The organism is Providencia sp. PROV122, assembly GCF_028482365.1.
Classification (GTDB): Bacteria; Pseudomonadota; Gammaproteobacteria; order Enterobacterales; family Enterobacteriaceae; genus Providencia; species Providencia stuartii.
In genome coordinates, this window is record NZ_JAMPQI010000014.1 from 19,151 (window position 1) to 36,133 (window position 16,983).

The 16,983-nt window shown below is 42.6% G+C and carries 19 protein-coding genes; 3 read left to right on the forward strand and 16 right to left on the reverse strand.

The features are described from left to right. Positions 1-9 precede the first annotated feature (9 nt). The 4 genes from nrdF to nrdH are packed head-to-tail and all read right to left on the reverse strand — an operon-like array spanning position 10 to position 3,788. The gene (gene nrdF / locus PSE69_RS11650) at positions 10-981 is read right to left on the reverse strand and encodes a class 1b ribonucleoside-diphosphate reductase subunit beta (RefSeq protein WP_004917602.1); all 972 of its coding nucleotides are present in this window, start codon (positions 979-981) and stop codon (positions 10-12) included. Positions 982-994: 13 nt separating this feature from the next. Then, positions 995-3,127: a class 1b ribonucleoside-diphosphate reductase subunit alpha gene (gene nrdE / locus PSE69_RS11655; protein WP_071599640.1), complete on the reverse strand. Its 2,133-nt coding sequence runs from the start codon at positions 3,125-3,127 to the stop codon at positions 995-997. Between the two features lie 10 nt (positions 3,128-3,137). Further along, entirely contained in the window at positions 3,138-3,551 is a 414-nt protein-coding gene (gene nrdI / locus PSE69_RS11660) for a class Ib ribonucleoside-diphosphate reductase assembly flavoprotein NrdI (RefSeq protein WP_004917606.1), read from the reverse strand. Positions 3,552-3,560: 9 nt separating this feature from the next. Beyond that, on the reverse strand, positions 3,561-3,788 hold the full coding sequence (nrdH, locus tag PSE69_RS11665; RefSeq protein WP_014657707.1) for a glutaredoxin-like protein NrdH: 228 nt from the start codon (positions 3,786-3,788) through the stop codon (positions 3,561-3,563). Positions 3,789-4,078: 290 nt separating this feature from the next. Between nrdH and PSE69_RS11670 the strand changes: the two genes are divergently transcribed. Beyond that, positions 4,079-4,549, forward strand: coding sequence for a methylated-DNA--[protein]-cysteine S-methyltransferase (locus PSE69_RS11670; protein WP_004917609.1), 471 nt, complete (start codon positions 4,079-4,081; stop codon positions 4,547-4,549). 206 nt (positions 4,550-4,755) lie between these two features. Next, entirely contained in the window at positions 4,756-4,965 is a 210-nt protein-coding gene (gene cspE, locus PSE69_RS11675) for a transcription antiterminator/RNA stability regulator CspE (RefSeq protein WP_014657708.1), read from the forward strand. Between the two features lie 142 nt (positions 4,966-5,107). Here the strand turns inward: cspE and lipA are convergent, their stop codons facing one another. From lipA to rsfS, 9 genes are all read right to left on the reverse strand, one after another. Further along, positions 5,108-6,073: a lipoyl synthase gene (lipA, locus tag PSE69_RS11680; protein WP_004917612.1), complete on the reverse strand. Its 966-nt coding sequence runs from the start codon at positions 6,071-6,073 to the stop codon at positions 5,108-5,110. 123 nt (positions 6,074-6,196) lie between these two features. Continuing rightward, positions 6,197-6,841, reverse strand: a complete 645-nt coding sequence (gene lipB / locus PSE69_RS11685; RefSeq protein WP_014657709.1) for a lipoyl(octanoyl) transferase LipB — start codon at positions 6,839-6,841, stop codon at positions 6,197-6,199. 260 nt (positions 6,842-7,101) lie between these two features. After that, positions 7,102-7,365, reverse strand: coding sequence for a DUF493 family protein YbeD (ybeD, locus tag PSE69_RS11690; protein WP_004917614.1), 264 nt, complete (start codon positions 7,363-7,365; stop codon positions 7,102-7,104). Between the two features lie 99 nt (positions 7,366-7,464). Then, positions 7,465-8,673: a D-alanyl-D-alanine carboxypeptidase DacA gene (gene dacA / locus PSE69_RS11695; protein ID WP_004917615.1), complete on the reverse strand. Its 1,209-nt coding sequence runs from the start codon at positions 8,671-8,673 to the stop codon at positions 7,465-7,467. A 226-nt stretch (positions 8,674-8,899) separates the two neighbouring features. Next, complete coding sequence (gene rlpA, locus PSE69_RS11700) at positions 8,900-9,877, reverse strand: endolytic peptidoglycan transglycosylase RlpA (protein WP_004917617.1); 978 nt, start codon at positions 9,875-9,877, stop codon at positions 8,900-8,902. Between the two features lie 12 nt (positions 9,878-9,889). Next, positions 9,890-11,002 (reverse strand): peptidoglycan glycosyltransferase MrdB, encoded by a 1,113-nt coding sequence (gene mrdB / locus PSE69_RS11705; protein ID WP_272675242.1) that lies wholly within the window; start codon positions 11,000-11,002, stop codon positions 9,890-9,892. Between the two features lie 4 nt (positions 11,003-11,006). Then, positions 11,007-12,896: a peptidoglycan DD-transpeptidase MrdA gene (gene mrdA / locus PSE69_RS11710; RefSeq protein ID WP_121874618.1), complete on the reverse strand. Its 1,890-nt coding sequence runs from the start codon at positions 12,894-12,896 to the stop codon at positions 11,007-11,009. Between the two features lie 32 nt (positions 12,897-12,928). Further along, a complete protein-coding gene (rlmH, locus tag PSE69_RS11715) occupies positions 12,929-13,399 on the reverse strand; it encodes a 23S rRNA (pseudouridine(1915)-N(3))-methyltransferase RlmH (protein ID WP_004917624.1) in 471 nt (156 codons plus the stop codon). 2 nt (positions 13,400-13,401) lie between these two features. Next, positions 13,402-13,728: a ribosome silencing factor gene (rsfS, locus tag PSE69_RS11720; protein WP_004917626.1), complete on the reverse strand. Its 327-nt coding sequence runs from the start codon at positions 13,726-13,728 to the stop codon at positions 13,402-13,404. Between the two features lie 315 nt (positions 13,729-14,043). Between rsfS and PSE69_RS11725 the strand changes: the two genes are divergently transcribed. Continuing rightward, positions 14,044-14,766 (forward strand): YbgA family protein, encoded by a 723-nt coding sequence (locus PSE69_RS11725; protein WP_259465980.1) that lies wholly within the window; start codon positions 14,044-14,046, stop codon positions 14,764-14,766. On the opposite strand, the gene nadD is transcribed toward PSE69_RS11725, so the two are convergent. The 3 genes from nadD to lptE are packed head-to-tail and all read right to left on the reverse strand — an operon-like array spanning position 14,757 to position 16,976. Further along, positions 14,757-15,413, reverse strand: a complete 657-nt coding sequence (nadD, locus tag PSE69_RS11730) for a nicotinate-nucleotide adenylyltransferase (RefSeq protein WP_053110339.1) — start codon at positions 15,411-15,413, stop codon at positions 14,757-14,759. The two genes, PSE69_RS11725 and nadD, sit on opposite strands and share 10 nt — an antisense overlap. Next, positions 15,403-16,437, reverse strand: coding sequence for a DNA polymerase III subunit delta (holA, locus tag PSE69_RS11735; RefSeq protein ID WP_014657714.1), 1,035 nt, complete (start codon positions 16,435-16,437; stop codon positions 15,403-15,405). Before holA ends, nadD begins: the two co-directional genes overlap by 11 nt. After that, positions 16,437-16,976: an LPS assembly lipoprotein LptE gene (gene lptE, locus PSE69_RS11740; RefSeq protein WP_014657715.1), complete on the reverse strand. Its 540-nt coding sequence runs from the start codon at positions 16,974-16,976 to the stop codon at positions 16,437-16,439. The genes holA and lptE overlap by 1 nt, the downstream gene beginning before the upstream one ends. Positions 16,977-16,983 lie beyond the last annotated feature (7 nt).

Consider the following 16,983-nt stretch of genomic DNA (forward strand, 5'->3'; position numbering starts at 1 on the left):
ATTGATTGATTAAAAATCCCAGTCATCATCTTCGGTGCTTACTGCTTTGCCAATGACATATGAAGATCCTGAACCCGAAAAGAAGTCATGATTCTCATTTGCATCCGGTGAAAGTGCCGATAATATTGCTGGGCTAACATCAGTAACCACATCGGGAAATAGGGCTTCATAACCTAAATTCATTAATGCCTTATTGGCATTATAATGAAGGAACTTTTTAACATCCTCTGTCCAACCAACAGTGTCATATAATTCTTGTGTATAATTCACTTCATTTTCATATAAATCAAAAAGTAAACTGAAAGTAAAATCTTTAATTTCCTTCTGTGTTTTTTCATCATATTTTAATAAGGATTTCTGAAATTTATAACCAATATAATAGCCGTGAATTGCCTCATCACGAATAATTAAACGAATGAGGTCAGCAGTATTGGTTAACTTGCCTCGACTGGACCAATACATAGGTAAATAGAATCCCGAATAAAATAAAAATGATTCTAAAAAAACACTTGCGACTTTTTTCTTTAATGGATGTGAATCACAGTAATAAGACATAATGATTTTTGCCTTATTTTGTAGCGCAGAATTTTCTTCACTCCAACGATAAGCATCATCAACATCGCTAGTTGAGCAAAGCGTTGAAAATATAGAACTATAAGAGCGAGCGTGTACTGCTTCCATAAAACTGATATTTGATAATACCGCTTCTTCATGTGGTGTAAGGGCATCGGACATGAGGCTCGGTGCGCCAACGGTATTTTGAATTGTGTCGAGCAGCGTTAACCCAGTAAAGACTCGAATAGTTAACTGTTGCTCGGCAGCCGTTAATGTATTCCATGAAGAGATATCGTTTGATAGAGGTATTTTCTCTGGTAACCAAAAGTTAGTGGTTAAGCGGTTCCAGACCTCCAAATCTTTATCATCTTCGATTCGATTCCAGTTGATCGCTTTAACTGGTGCAGATGAAATGTGCGTTGTCATACTGATTTTCCTTTTAAAGCGTACATGAAACACAACCGTCAATTTCTGTGCCTTCTAGGGCGGTTTGGCGAAGCCTAATGTAATACAAGGTTTTTATACCTTTACGCCACGCGTAGATCTGAGCGCGGTTGATATCGCGAGTTGTTGCATCGTCTTTGAAGAACAAGGTTAGAGATAGCCCTTGGTCGACATGTTGTGTGGCAACGGCATAGGTATCGATGATTTTTTCAGGGCCAATTTGATAAGCATCTTGATAATATTCAAGGTTATCATTATTCATAAATGGGGCAGGGTAGTAGACGCGACCTATTTTCCCCTCTTTACGGATCTCTATCCGGGCAACTATCGGGTGAATACTCGATGTTGAGTTATTGATATAAGATATTGAACCAGTAGGCGGAATTGCCTGTAAGTTTTGGTTATAAATACCGTGCTCCATCACTGATTGTTTCAATGATAGCCAATCCGCCTGAGTTGGAATTTCGATGCCCGAACGTCGGAATAATTCCTGAACGGTTTGTGTTTTTGGTAGCCAGCTTTGGTTGATATATTTATCAAAATAACGACCATTGGCATACTCAGAATGCTCGAAACCTTTAAAAGTGGCTTTGCGTTCAATTGCCAATTGATTTGAAGTTTTTAAAGCATGATAAGTGATGGTATAAAAATAGATATTAGTGAAATCAAGCGCTTCTTCTGAACCATAGTGGATACGCTCTCTTGCAAGATAACCATGTAAGTTCATTTGCCCAAGCCCAATGGCGTGGGATTGATGGTTACCTTGTTCGATAGAAGGCACTGAGCGAATATGGCTCATATCGGAGACCGCCGTTAGCGCTCTGATCGCAATGGCAACGGATTGAGCAAAATCGGGAGCATCCATCATTTTGGCTATATTCATGGAGCCTAAGTTACAACTGATATCTTTCCCGACTTCGCGGTAACTTAAATCGTCTTCATAGAAGCTAGGGCGATTAACTTGCAGAATTTCTGAGCACAAGTTACTCATATTAATGCGTCCCGCTATTGGGTTCGCACGATTCGCCGTATCTTCAAATAAAATATAAGGATAACCAGACTCAAATTGGATTTCGGCGAGGGTTTGGAAGAATTCGCGTGCGTTGATTTTGTATTTTTTTATGGCCTTATTATTGACCATCTCATGATATTTTTCAGTCACGCTGATTTCTGACATGGGAACGCCATATTCACGTTCAATATCATAAGGTGAAAACAGATACATCTCTTTGTTTTCTTTCGCCAATTGGAAAGTAATATCAGGGATCACTACACCAAGCGATAATGTTTTAATGCGAATTTTTTCATCGGCATTTTCCCGCTTAGTATCCAGAAAACGCATAATGTCAGGGTGGTGAGCATGCAGATAGACAGCGCCTGCACCTTGTCGCGCCCCTAATTGATTTGCGTAGGAAAAGGCATCCTCTAACATTTTCATGACCGGAACGACGCCAGAGGATTGGTTTTCGATCAGCTTGATCGGCGCGCCTTGTTCCCGCAGGTTGGTCATCAGAAAAGCAACACCACCACCACGTTTTGATAGCTGTAGCGCTGAATTGACGGAACGACCAATTGATTCCATGTTGTCTTCAATACGCAGTAAGAAGCAGGAAACCAGCTCACCGCGTTGTTTTTTCCCACAGTTAAGGAAAGTAGGGGTGGCCGGTTGAAAGCGTCCACTGATAATTTCGTCGACTAAATAGCTAGCAAGTGCTTGATTACCTTGAGCGAGTGTTAGCGCAACCATGCAAACACGATCTTCATAGCGTTCAAGGTAACGTTTGCCATCAAAGGTTTTTAAGGTGTAGCTGGTGTAGTATTTGAATGCACCTAAAAAAGTTTGAAAACGGAATTTATGTGCATAGGCTTGCTTAAAAAGCTTCTTGATAAAGGCAAAATCATATTGTTCAATGACTTGTGGTTCATAATAATTTTCATTAACTAAGAAATCGAGCTTCTCTTTTAAGTCATGAAAAAAGACAGTATTTTGATTTACATGTTGGCGAAAATAGTGGTGAGCCGCTTCTTTATCTTTCTCAAACTGGATCTCGCCCGCACTGTTGTACAAATTCAACATGGCATTAAGTGCATGATAATCAACAGTGGTCTTGTTTTTGGTGTTTTCCATTGAATTAGCTCTAATTATGTCTTTGTTGCCAAAAGGCATTTAGTCCATCACGGACACGTTGCACATCGCGCTCCGTGCCTAATAATTCAAATCGATATAAGTAGGGAACTTGGCACTTTGTGGCGATGATATCGCCCGCAATCGCATAAGCTTCGCCAAAATTAGTGTTACCAGCGGCAATAACCCCACGAATTAATCGTCGATTTGATTCAATATTCAAAAAACGGATCACTTCTTTCGGAACTGCACCTCGGCTGCCACCTCCCCCATAGGTCGGAAGGAGCAGGACAAATGGCGTGGTGGCAATGATGCTGCTTTGTTGTTCACCGATAGGCAAACGCGTTGCTGGCAGCCCAACCTTTTCAACAAAACGGTGACAGTTGCCAGAACGGCTCGAAAAATAGATGAGTGATTCCGTTTGCATAATCCGCTCCTAAGCTGAAAGGCGGCTGATCATATCAGGGCGAAAGCCGGACCAATGTTCTTGATCAGCAACGACAACAGGAACTTGCTGGTAACCCAATTTGCGAACAAACTGTAGAGCTTCATCATCTTGAGTGAGGTCGATGACCTGATATGGAATGCTTTTACGTTCTAGGGCTTGGTAAGTGGCATGACATTGAACGCAGTCGGGTTTACTGTAAATCGTAATAATGGCCATATTAAGTACCTTTAGGTGTACTGAATACTATCAGTAGTGTGATGATTGGTATTTAAAGACTATATATAGATCTAATTTTTTTCAACCACACAATATATAGTGGTATGGAAATATTGAATGATAATTATTCTAATTAATGGCTAGGTAGTTATTTATATTGGAAAATTAAATTTTGAGGATTTGAATAGTTCTGTTATCAAGTCTGAGAAAAAATATTATTGCCAAGTAGAAATAATACAGTTTATAACTGTATATACGATCAGATAATCGCACTCTCTTAAGGGGATATTATGTATTGTCAATATTTGGCTGCACCGGAAAAATTTCCTAAACCGTGGGTACAAATCACGGCGGATGACGAGGGGGTAACCAGTATCTATTTTGTTGAGCAAAAGAGTTATCCAGAACAGAAAAATACGCATTCTGAGTTGTGTGTTAAACAACTGACAGAATATTTTAACCATCAACGTAAAGAATTCACGGTAAAGTTAAATCCACAAGGCACTGAATTTCAAAAGAAAGTATGGGGGCACCTTTGTAGTATTCCTTTTGGTGAGCGTTGGAGCTATAAGGATCTGGCTTTAAAACTCGGTTCTGTGAATTATTGCCGCGCGGTGGGGATGGCAAACTCACGTAATCCGATTTCGTTGATTGTTCCTTGCCATCGCGTATTAGGTCATGACGGCAAGCTGGTCGGCTATACCGGAGGGTTAGATATCAAGGATTGGTTATTAGCGCATGAAAAGGAATATGCTAATTAGTTCAGTGAGTTTAATATTATTATTGGGATTAATTACTATTATAAAGAATAATTCATGTTAAATGAGAAATTTATCCCAATAAATAATATTTTTTTATATATTTTGTCAATTTTCGTGATCTAGGTTGTAGACAAGTTACTTGTATATCTGTTGTACTGAACCTGACACTGATGGTGTGTCTATTTTTATTTAAAGGTAATAATTTGATGTCTAAAGTTAAAGGTAACGTTAAGTGGTTCAACGAGTCTAAAGGTTTCGGTTTTATCACTCCAGAAGATGGCAGCAAAGATGTGTTTGTTCACTTTTCTGCTATTGCGAGCGAAGGTTTCAAAACCCTAGCAGAAGGTCAGAAAGTTGAATTTGAAATCACTGAAGGTGCTAAAGGCCCATCTGCTGTAAACGTTGTCTCTCTGTAATTTAAACAAATAGAAACGAACAGCCTCTAAACTCGCCCCAGTTCATCTGGGGCGAGTTTTATTTGCCTCTTAGATTTTGGGGGCACAAATAAAAAAGCCTCGAATTTTCGAGGCTTGATAGACAGGGTGATAAACGTCGTGACTATTTAACTTCTTCGCCTTTGGCTTGTAGGTCTGCATGGTAAGATGAGCGTACGAACGGACCACAAGCCGCGTGGGTAAAGCCCATCGCCATAGCCTCTTCTTTCATTTCATCAAATTCAGCAGGGCTAACATAGCGCTTAACCGGAAGGTGATGGCGGCTTGGTTGGAGGTACTGACCAAGCGTTAGCATGGTAACGCCATGACGGCGCAAATCGCGCATTACTTCAATAATTTCTTCGTTAGTTTCACCTAAGCCAACCATCAAACCTGATTTGGTTGGGATGTCTGGATGCGCTTCTTTGAACCTTTCAAGTAGCTTTAATGACCAATCATAATTTGCGCCGGGACGTACTTGACGATAAAGACGCGGCACATTCTCAAGGTTATGGTTAAATACATCCGGTGGTGTTTCGGTCAAGATCTCTAAAGCACGATCCATTCTGCCTCTAAAATCTGGCACTAATGTTTCGATTTTAATCGAGGGGCTTTTTTCACGAATAGCGCTAATACAATCTGCAAAGTGCTGTGCTCCGCCGTCTCGTAAATCGTCACGATCCACCGAGGTGATCACGACATAGCGAAGCCCCATATCTTTAATGGTTTGAGCAAGTTTAACTGGCTCGTTAGCATCGGGTGCATTTGGGCGGCCATGGGCAACATCACAGAATGGGCAACGGCGTGTACAGATAGCACCGAGGATCATAAAAGTGGCTGTACCGTGATTAAAACATTCAGATAGGTTAGGGCAAGAGGCCTCTTCACAAACAGAGTGCAGGCCATTTTTGCGCATAGCGGCTTTGATCCCCTGAATACGGGTCGAGTCAGCCGGTAACCTAATTTTCATCCAATCAGGCTTACGTAGAATCTCTTCACGTTCTGTAACAACGTTTTTAACAGGGATCAGCGCCATTTTATCGGCGTCACGATATTTAATTCCGCGTTCTATCTGAATTGGTTTACTCATAATTATACCGGTTCCAGTTATCTTTTTGAGTTATTGGATAAGTTGATACTAGGAATAAAAGTATGGGAGCCGTGACTTATCCATTAAAATTTTTTTTAAAAATGTTAAAAAATTATAGCATCATTATTGAACAATATGAAATCCCAGTGTGTCACAGAACTGTTCAATTAGCACGGGTTGAACATCTGGTAATGTCAGGTTGGGAATGAAATGACACATCTGTGTCATCTTTAATTGCGAATAACCACAAGGGTTGATGCGGTTGAAAGGTTCTAGATCCATATTGATATTGAGCGCTAATCCATGGAAAGAGCAACCTTTTCGAATGCGTAGACCTAGCGAACAAACTTTATCACCATTGATATACACGCCGGGGGCATCAGGGCGTGGATAAGCTTCAATTTGGTAATGTGCAAGTGTCTTCACAACCGTCGTTTCAAGAGCCGTGACTAAATCGCGAACGCCTAACTTGTTACGTTTGAGATCAAGCATGACATACATCACTTGCTGACCAGGGCCATGATAAGTGACTTGGCCGCCCCTATCACTTTGGATCACGGGGATCTCTCCGGGAGCGAGCAGATGTTCAGCCTTACCTGCTTGGCCTTGGGTAAAGACGCGAGGATGTTCGACAAGCCATAGCTCATCGGCGGTCTCTTTGTCGCGGTTTTCAGTGAACTGGTGCATCGCATCAGAAACGCGTTGATAAGGGGCAAGCCCTAATTGACGTACAATAATGGTTCGTGCTGACAATGTTTTAACATCCACATTAGAAATGTGCCAGTAGTATAACGCTGGTAGCGGGTTATCGCCAGTTTTGTCATGTTATGAAAATGTTATATTGAGGGTTGACGCAATCTATTTGTGCTATGCAAAGTAACCTGTAACGCTATCTAGCGGGAAAAAAAGGCGGGTATTTGGACCCAGAAACGGTGAAAGTTTTTATATAGGGGGGAGTAACATAAAAGACGTTAGGAAAAAACCGAGTGGGTTTAAGCCACCCGATTTTTGATAAGACACAAAGTGAATTACAGAACCATTCTAACGCGCTCTAATGCACCAAGCTCTTCATATAATTTTTCGATTTGCTCAATATGCGTTGCATTAATGGTAATCGAAACGGAGTGGTAATTGCCTTTGCTACTCGGCTTCACTTCTGGAGAATAGTCGCCCGGAGCATGGCGCTGAACCACTTCAACGACCTGATCAACCAGCTCCGGCTCCGCTAATCCCATCACTTTGTAAGTGAATGAGCAGGGGAACTCAAGTAGTTCGTTTAATTTCGTTTTCATGGGCGCTCCTAATAACAATAATAGTGTTTGAAGGGGGATTCCCCCCTTCAAACTTTCAGATATACACTATATGGGGATGATATATATCTGATTCAAGGGTTAGCCAAACCAGCGATGGAACAGTAACTTAATATAGTCAATTAAACGACTGAAAAAGCCACCTTCTTCCACATCTTTCAGCACGACCAGAGGGCGTTGTTCGATGGTTTTACCATCAAGTTGGAAATTAATAGTTCCAACTGCTTGCCCTTTTTTCAGTGGTGCTTCTAGCTCGGATGTTGAGATATCATAGCTTGCTTTAAGATCTTTTAAACGTCCACGAGGGATAGTTAAGAACAGATCTTCTGTTACCCCAAGTTTAACGTTATTTTCATCACCAAACCAAACAGGCTCGGAGGCAAACTCAACCCCCGCTTGTAGCGGCTTGACGGTTTCATAAAAGCGGAAGCCATACGTGAGCAGTTTTTTACTTTCTGCATCACGGCCTTTCATACTTTTACCGCCCATTACGACGGAAATAAGGCGCATTTGGCCCTCTGTTGCGGAGGCAACTAAATTATACCCCGCAGCATTAGTGTGGCCTGTTTTAATGCCATCAACTGAGAGACTTTTATCCCATAACAAACCATTACGGTTAGTTTGGCGAATATTGTTAAAAGTGAACTCTTTTTCTTTGTAGATAGCATATTCATCGGGAACATCACGTATCAGAGCCTGCCCGAGTAATGCCATGTCACGTGCTGAGCTATATTGGCCTTCAGCATCTAAACCATGAACGGTTTGAAAATGGGTATTTTGTAAGCCCAGTTTGCTGACGTAGCCATTCATCAATTGGATGAAATTCGCTTGGTCACCCGCGACATAGTCCGCCATGGCAACACAAGCATCGTTACCTGATTGTAAGTTAATTCCACGAGTTAATTGAGAAACACTCACGCGGTCGCCGGGTTTCAGGAACATTAATGAGGAACCCTTAAATATTGGGTTACCTGTTGCCCATGCATCTTCGTTGACAGTGACAATATCCTCTGCACCGATTTTGCCTGACTTGATCGCTTGACCAATAACATAGCTGGTCATCATTTTAGTCAAACTCGCAGGGTCACGGCGTTGATCCGCATTCTTTTCAGCAAGCACTTTACCTGAGTTGTAATCAATCAAGATATAGGCTTCTGCATCAATTTCAGGTACTGCTGGAACAGGGCTATTTGGGAATGGCTCGTTAGCATTTGCCTGTGTCATAGTGAAAAGTAGCGATGCACCTAGCAAGGTATGACGAAGGGTGCGTGATGGGGCAAAATTTTTCATGTTTGTATTGTTACATCCGGAATTCGGTTAACACAAGGAGGCGCAGTTTAGCAAAAGTACAAGGATTGATTAATGCTTGCGCCAATGTTTTTACAATATTTTATACAGATCACACTTCAAGTTACTAGTCGGTTATCGAGCAAATAAAAAAGCCCCTTGATATGTTTAGGTTAAGAGGCGTCATTATTGTTGGTACTGATAATTTGAATAGTGATGAATACCTACCTTATGGAGCGACAACCATCGACGTTTGATTTAGTTCAGCCTGAATTCGGCCTTGTAGATCCACAGCCTGTTGCCTATCTGCAAATGGCCCTAATTGAACACGATAAATATTGTTGTAGGGCTGTAAGCGGCCGGGAACACCAAACTGACTTTTCAATTTTTCCAACATAGTTTTGGCGTTGCTTTGATTTCCGATAGCACCAACTTGAACTAAATAACCTCTTTCAGGAACGGCAGGAGTACTTGGCGTCGCTTGAGGGGCTTCTGGCTCAGGGGTTTTTAAGCTGCTTTCAGGCACAACGGGCTCCATTGGGGCTGTTGGCTGTTTCACGGGGAGCACATTTTCAGGGGTTGGTAAATTTTCCATTACAGGCGTTCCCATCGGGCCGGAGCCTAGCTGAGGGCGCCCTGGCAGGGCATAACTTTGTTTAACAAAGTTTGAGCCAATCGTACCTGGTCCTGATAGAGAGCCATCTTGAGCGACTTGGATAGCATCAATTTTGATGCGTGTGGTTGGCATTAAATTGAGGCGATCAGCAACGGCGCGAGAAACAGCGATGCTTTTGCCTTGTGTATAAGGGCCTCTATCATTCACACGAACAACCATCATTCGGCCATTCATCATGTTAGTGATACGCACATAGCTTGGAATAGGTAAAGTCGGGTGGGCTGCTGTTAATTCAATAGGGTTAACTCGCTCACCAATTGCTGTCATATTCCCTGCTGACTCTGAACCAAAGATAGAGGCATAACCTACTTGTGAAAATTGCGATGCGTCGCGAACAATTTGGTATTGCTGGCCGTTACGCTGATAGTCACTGTTGGCTGTTGGATGAAAAGGCTCATAATGAGGCTCTGCGCCAAGCACGTCTTGAGCAGGTACAGCCGGTACATTACTAGGCTGCTTAATGTTCTCTTCTGTGACACAACCACTAAGCAATGCAGTCGTAATGCCAAGCATAATCCATTGAAAACGCATACTAAGCCTCTTTTATAAACTCTTGGAAAGAAATTTTCTGTGTGTATGAATAGACATGATAATACCGAATCCGGCCATTAAAACAATCAGTGCCGATCCCCCATAACTGACGAGCGGTAGAGGTACTCCAACCACAGGTAAGATACCACTAACCATGCCAATATTAACGAATACATAAACAAAGAGGATCAACATTAAGCCACCAGCCATGACGCGACCAAAGGTGTTTTGTGCGTTTGCTGCGATATAAAGCCCACGCATGATCAGTAACAGATATAAGCCGAGTAAGACCAATACACCAATTAAGCCAAGCTCCTCCGCTAATACGGCAAAAATAAAGTCAGTATGGCGCTCAGGTAGAAACTCAAGCTGTGATTGTGTTCCATGTAGCCAGCCTTTACCCATCAGCCCCCCAGAACCAATCGCGATTTTTGATTGGATAATATGATAGCCAGCGCCTAATGGGTCGGTTTCAGGGTCGAGTAGCATCATGACGCGGGTTCGTTGGTAATCATGCATCAAGAAAAACCACAATAGCGGAATAAAAGCGGCAAGGGCGGTTGCGGCGATAGTGATTAAACGCCAGCTCATTCCTGCTAAAAAGAGCACAAATATCCCCGATGCGGCAACTAAGATAGAGGTACCAAGGTCGGGTTGGGCGGCAACTAACAAGGTAGGCGTAAAAATAAGCACGAGCGCTATCATAGTATTTTTTAGTGATGGCGGACAGAGGTCTCGGTTCATAAAGCGTGCCACCATCAAAGGAACCGCTATTTTAGCAATTTCGGAAGGCTGGAAGCGGATAATCCCCAGATCGAGCCACCGTTGTGCCCCTTTACTGATTTGCCCGAAAACATCGACAAAAATTAGCAAAATAACGCAAAAGATATATAAATGAGGGGCAAGGTTTTCATATAGGCGCGGAGGAATTTGTGCCATGATGATCATGACGATAAATCCTGAAGCGATTTGCCCCAATTTTCTTTCCATCATTTCAGGGTCTTGCCCGTTAGCACTCCACATAATAAACGCACTGTAAGCAAGTAACGCTAAAATAATTAACAGCATAGGCACATCGATGTGCAGGCGCGCTGAGAGTGATAATTTTTTCTTATCGTCTGTCATAGTGTTAACGGTCTTCCTCAGTGCCTGTTGGTACGCTATTAACCTCTATTTTATTATCACCTAATAAAACATGGTCAAATATTTGCCTAACGATATCGCCAACAGAAGGGCCAGAGCCACCATTTTCTAAAATAATGGCGACCGCAACGGTTGGTTTATCGTAGGGGGCATAGGCAATCATTAGTTTATGATCGCGTAAATGCTCGGCTAATTTGCTGGCGTTATAGGTTTCGTAACTAAACACCTGAGCAGTTCCTGATTTCGCTGCTGCCTTATATGGCGTGCCGATAAAACTACGTCTTCCTGTACCGTTTGGTGCATTGGCGACACCGTACATTCCTTGCTTCGCGAGCTCCCAATAACCTGAATGGATATCACCAATCTGAGCCGTCTCTTTATCTTCGTAAGGCACCATCGCATTGCCGAGCTTGGTGCCATACAATAAATGAGGGGTTTTCACTTGACCGTCATTGATGAGTGTCATCAAGGCTTTTGACATTTGAATTGGCGTTGCGGTCCAGTAGCCTTGTCCAATGCCGACAGGTATAGTATCCCCTTGATACCAAGGTTTTTTATAGCGTTTTTGCTTCCACTCTCGAGTCGGCATAATACCTGCTCGCTCTTCGGCAAGGTCGATACCAGTATAATCGCCAAAGCCAAATTTCTTCATCCAATCGGATATTCTATCAATCCCCATATCATAGGCGACTTGATAGAAGAACGTATCCGCAGACTCAATGATTGACTTCACCACATTTAATTTGCCATGCCCCCAACGCTTCCAGTCACGATAGCGTTTTTCAGAGCCTGGAAGCTGCCACCAACCTGGGTCAAAGATAGTCGTTGAAGGGGTAATCACTTTTTCGCTTAACGCCGCAACCGAAATAAAAGGTTTTACGGTTGAAGCGGGAGGATAAAGGCCTTGAGTTGTTCGGTTAATTAACGGCCTATCAGGGTTGTTTAAGAGTGCTTGATAGTCTTTGTTTGATATACCGTTAACAAATAAGTTCGGGTCATAGCTTGGGTTAGAGACCAATGCCAATATTTCACCATTACGCGGGTCAGTGACAACCACCGCGGCACGACTCGTTGTCAGCAGTTTTTCAATATAAATTTGCAGTTCAAGATCGATAGTTAAGTAGATATCTCGGCCTGCTTGCGGCGGTTGCTCATGTAGCTGGCGGATAACACGCCCGCGGCTATTCACTTCAACCTCTTCATAGCCTGTTTTCCCATGCAACACATCTTCATAGTAGCGCTCGATGCCTAATTTACCGATATCATGGCTGGCGGCATAGTTAGGCAGTTTTCCTTCTTTATCAAGGCGCTCTACGTCTTTATCGTTGATCTTAGCAACATAACCAATGACATGGGTTAATGCCGAGCCATAAGGATAGGAGCGACGTTGGTAGCTTTTTACTTCAAGCCCAGGGAAACGGTATTGGTTAACGGCAAAGCGCGCTACTTGTACTTCGTTTAGCTGTGTTTTTAGGGGGATAGAGGTAAAACGGCGGGAGCGTTTACGCTCTTTTTCAAAGTTAGCAATATCCTCATCGGTTAGACCGATGACATCACGCAGTTTATCCAGCGTGTCTTGGAGATCGGCCACTTTTTCAGGCACAATTTCTAATTGGTAAAAGGTGCTATTTAAGGCTAATTGTCTGCCATTGCGGTCATAAATAATCCCGCGGCTAGGGGCAATGGGAACGAGTTTTATCCGGTTATCATTCGATCTTGTTTGATAATCCTCGTGGCGAACAACTTGTATATGATAGAGATTAGTAACAAGAACAGCAGTTAATAGCACAATGACGCCGAATGCAATTAATGCTCGGCGAATAAATAACATTGATTCTGCTGTATGGTCGCGAAAAGGGGTGCGTTGATTTTTCATCCCACTGCCATATTGAACATATTAAAAACTGACTATTCCCGATGATAAGGGTGGTTAGTCGTAATACTCCACGCACGATAAAGACTTTCTGCAACAAGTACTCTAACAAGAGGGTGGGGCAGTGTCAGTGGAGATAATGACCAACTTTGCATGGCGGCTTCTTTACAAGCAGGTGCAAGTCCTTCAGGGCCACCGATGAGCAGGCTAACATTGCGACCATCTTGTTTCCAATTTTCAAGTTGGTTAGCAAGTTTTGGGGTATCCCACTTCTCACCGGGTATATCCAATGTGACAATCCGATTACCTTTGCCGACGGCTGCCAGCATCAGTTCACCTTCTTTCTCGAGAATGCGTTTAATATCTGCGTTTTTCCCGCGTTTCCCTGCTGGGATCTCAATCAGTTCGAAAGGCATATCTTTAGGGAAACGATGGAGATAATCCATAAAGCCGGTCTGAACCCAGTCCGGCATTTTTGTACCTACAGCAATGAGTTGTAATTTCAAACTCAGCTCCAGAGTTTCTCAAGTTCATACATACGACGGCTTTCGTCTTGCATGATATGAACAATAGCTTCACCAAGATCAACCACAATCCAGTCAGAAACCCCTTGGCCTTCAACACCGAGTGGGTGCAAGCCATTTTTACGGCAAGCTTCAATTAACCGGTCTGCAACAGACATTAAGTGACGACTTGATGTCCCAGTGCAGATGATCATTTGATCAGTGATACTTGATTTACCATGAACATCGATCGAGATGATATCTTCAGCTTTTGCATCGTCAAGCTGATTGATAATAAATTGTTGGAGTTCAGTTCCTTGCAAAAGGTTCACCTTTTATTCTAATTATACTCAGCCAATACATAATGCCAGTAGCTATCCCTTAGAAGCTATTGGCGCCACTAATTAGGAGACAACTCGAAGTATGACGGGTATAACGTTAAACACTGTTTGTAATATACCTGTTAAGGCAGGAACATTTTACCCTAGATTTTCAGAAAAATCGGCTAAATTATTTTATATTCCTTAAGGTGTGTGATTTATATGAATAACTGGCGTTCAGGGCAAGAAATTTGTACAAACTTTACAAAGTGATAAATCAATAATCAGCTATCGTGAATTTTATCTCACAAAGCAAAGGAGCCATGCGTGGAATCAATAATGTTTAATGTTGTTCTGTTTGGGGATGTTGAATTTCCTGCCGAGGATATCACCTCATTAACGGAGTCACATATTAAGTTGATTCCCATTACGGCCCTGACAGAGATAAAGTTTGCATATCAAGGGGTAATTTGTGATGAGGGAGCTCGTCAGCAACTCCTTGAACAACTTCCTGAAAACACACCACTGTTAACTACGCATGAATGGTCATGTCCAGAGCATCTCGATCGGTTTTTTATTCAACTGTATACCGGATATCGATTAACGCAATTAGCTAAGAATTTAACGCACCACCAAATTATTTGTTTTCACAGTCGTCATAAATATTTATTGATGGCTTATTCCCCGAAGGGATATAAAGCAACAGGTAAATTTGTGGCGGGTATTCAAAAAAATAGCGAACTCACTGAGGTTTACACCCAATATCGTCATCAACTACTGGATATTTTAGCCACAACACCAGCTCGCAAGTTACAAGTCAATGCGCTTCAACATATACAAGGCTATTTTAAATATAAAGCGACAAGAGATGAAAAAGTCCGTTTGGGGTGGCTAATCAATGATTATCAAGCGGGTTATCTTTCTATTAATAATCCGTTATCGATGATATTGCAGTTGCTCACTCAATACCCTGATAGTTATATCAGTGAGCAACTTTACTTATCACCATATCCGGGATGTGAAAAAATCAGAGCATTACTTCAATTTTGATAGAGGTGCTGCTGTTTGATATAAGCCATGACAGAAGCGGGGATCAAATCATCATTTAGATGGCCGGCACTTAAGCTATGACGGATTTCGGTGGCTGAAATATCAATGAGTGGCGTATCACCAAGGAAAATATAGCCGTTCGGTGCTTGGCTCAGCTTATTGGTATCCTCTGTTTTGTGTTTTTTTAACCATGCTTGCATTTGCGGCTCACTGAAATTGGTCGCATAACCGGGGCGTGAGCAAACTAATAAATGGCATTTATCCAACAGCTGTTCCCAACCATTCCATGTATGGATCGACAATAACGAATCTTGACCAATAATGAATGCTAACGGCTGCTCTGGCCCCATCTCAGTACGTAATGAGGTTAAGGTTTCTATCGTGTAGGATGGGCTATTACGCTCAAGCTCTCTGGTATCGATGGTAAACAGCGGGTTATCTTGTATCGCTAGACGTACCATATCTAATCGTTGAGCTGGGCTAGCTTCTGGTTGAGGTCGGTGTGGCGGCACATGATTTGGCAACAAAATCACTTTTTGTAAGCCAACTTGCTTGGCTAATGCTTCTACTGGACGTAGATGGCCATAATGTATCGGGTCAAATGTCCCACCAAATAACGCTTGAAGGCCTTTGGTCTTAAAGGTCATGGATAAAACTCTCTGGTAAGGCTTTGGTACATACTAACATAGACAAGGATTGTAGGTCAGGCCACACCGAGTGGCTAAAGTCTTGTTTGGCATGTAGCTCTGCTTGTGTTAGCAACAAAAGTGCGGATTGTAATTGATGTAAGCTTAGACGTTGTAATGCTGCGCTCAATAATGGTCGGCGGCTTTGCCAAATCTTATGCTGATCAAACAAGGTTTTTAATGGCGTGGTAACCGATTGGCGTTTTAATGTCAGTAGTAGCATTAATTCACGTTGGATAGCCCGTAAGAGGATGACCGTTTCAGTATCTTCACGTTGAAGCTGTTCGAGAATATGCCAAGCGCGCCGTGATTTGCCGGCTAATAAGGCATCAACCCAATGATACGGCGTAAAATGTGCAGCATCATTCACGGCAGTTTCGACACGTGGCAAGGTTAATTTACCATCGGGGTAGAGTAGCGATAATCGCTCAAGTGCTTGTGCCAACGCGAGTAAATTCCCTTCATAACAGTAGCAAAGGAGTTGGTTGGCCTCTGTTTCTAAAGAGAGCTGCATATTGTGCGCCCGTTTTGCAACCCATTGAGGTAGGCGCTGATATTCAGGCGTTAGACAACTGATATAGACAGCTTCATGGCTGATAGCTTTAAACCAAGCACTGTTTTCTTGTGCTTTGGTGAGTTTTTGCCCGCGAAGCAATAGCAGGATATCCGGGTGAAGAAGTTGAGATAATTGAATCAGCTTTTCCGCCATGGCAGCACTAGGGCCATTTTCTGGCAGGATCAACGTCAGTGATTGACGGCTTGTAAATAGGCTCAGGGCTTGGCAGAGGCTGAATATTTCGTCCCAATCAGTGTGCTGTTCAAGTGAAAAGGTGAAATGCTCTTCAAACCCTTGAGTTTGAGCCGTTTTTCGGATGGCATCTTGGCTTTCTTGAATTAATAGGGGCTCATTGCCCCAGATTAAATAGCGGCCTCTCAGAGACTCTTGTAACTGAGAGGCCAACTGTTCAGGATAGATACGGATCATTATGGTTCAACAACAGGAACAACAGCTTTAGCGTTAGCTTTCTCAAGTTCGGCAGTATGAACAATTAACAGTTTACGGACTAATATCCGCGCTGCTTGTTCCCGCATCTCTTGTTTAACCAATTCATTTTCAGCATCTTTTGCAAGAGCTTCTAATGGGTTATCAAAGAAAGTACGCTCAACTTGGCTTTGTAACGGGTAAACCGAACCATTTGGCATCATGACCTGAGCATTGAGCACAAAGGTCAATTGTTTCTCTGCCGCTTTACCATCTTGGTAAATCGATACGGTTTCTGTTTTTTCTGACGATCCCGTAATTTTTAAAATTGGGATATCAGCGCTGCCATTTTCAACAAGCGTCACATTATTGAGTCTGAGTTGCTCCCTAACGGCTCTGGTTAGAGAGCTATAAGGTGCATTAGAACTTAACTGTAACGTCTTCAGTTCCTCAGGGATCTGTGTCGTTCCTTGAAGGCGAAAACCGCAACCTGCGGTGACTAGCACCGACAGGCTCAGTAATAAAGTTATCAGATAGCGCACCTGGCCT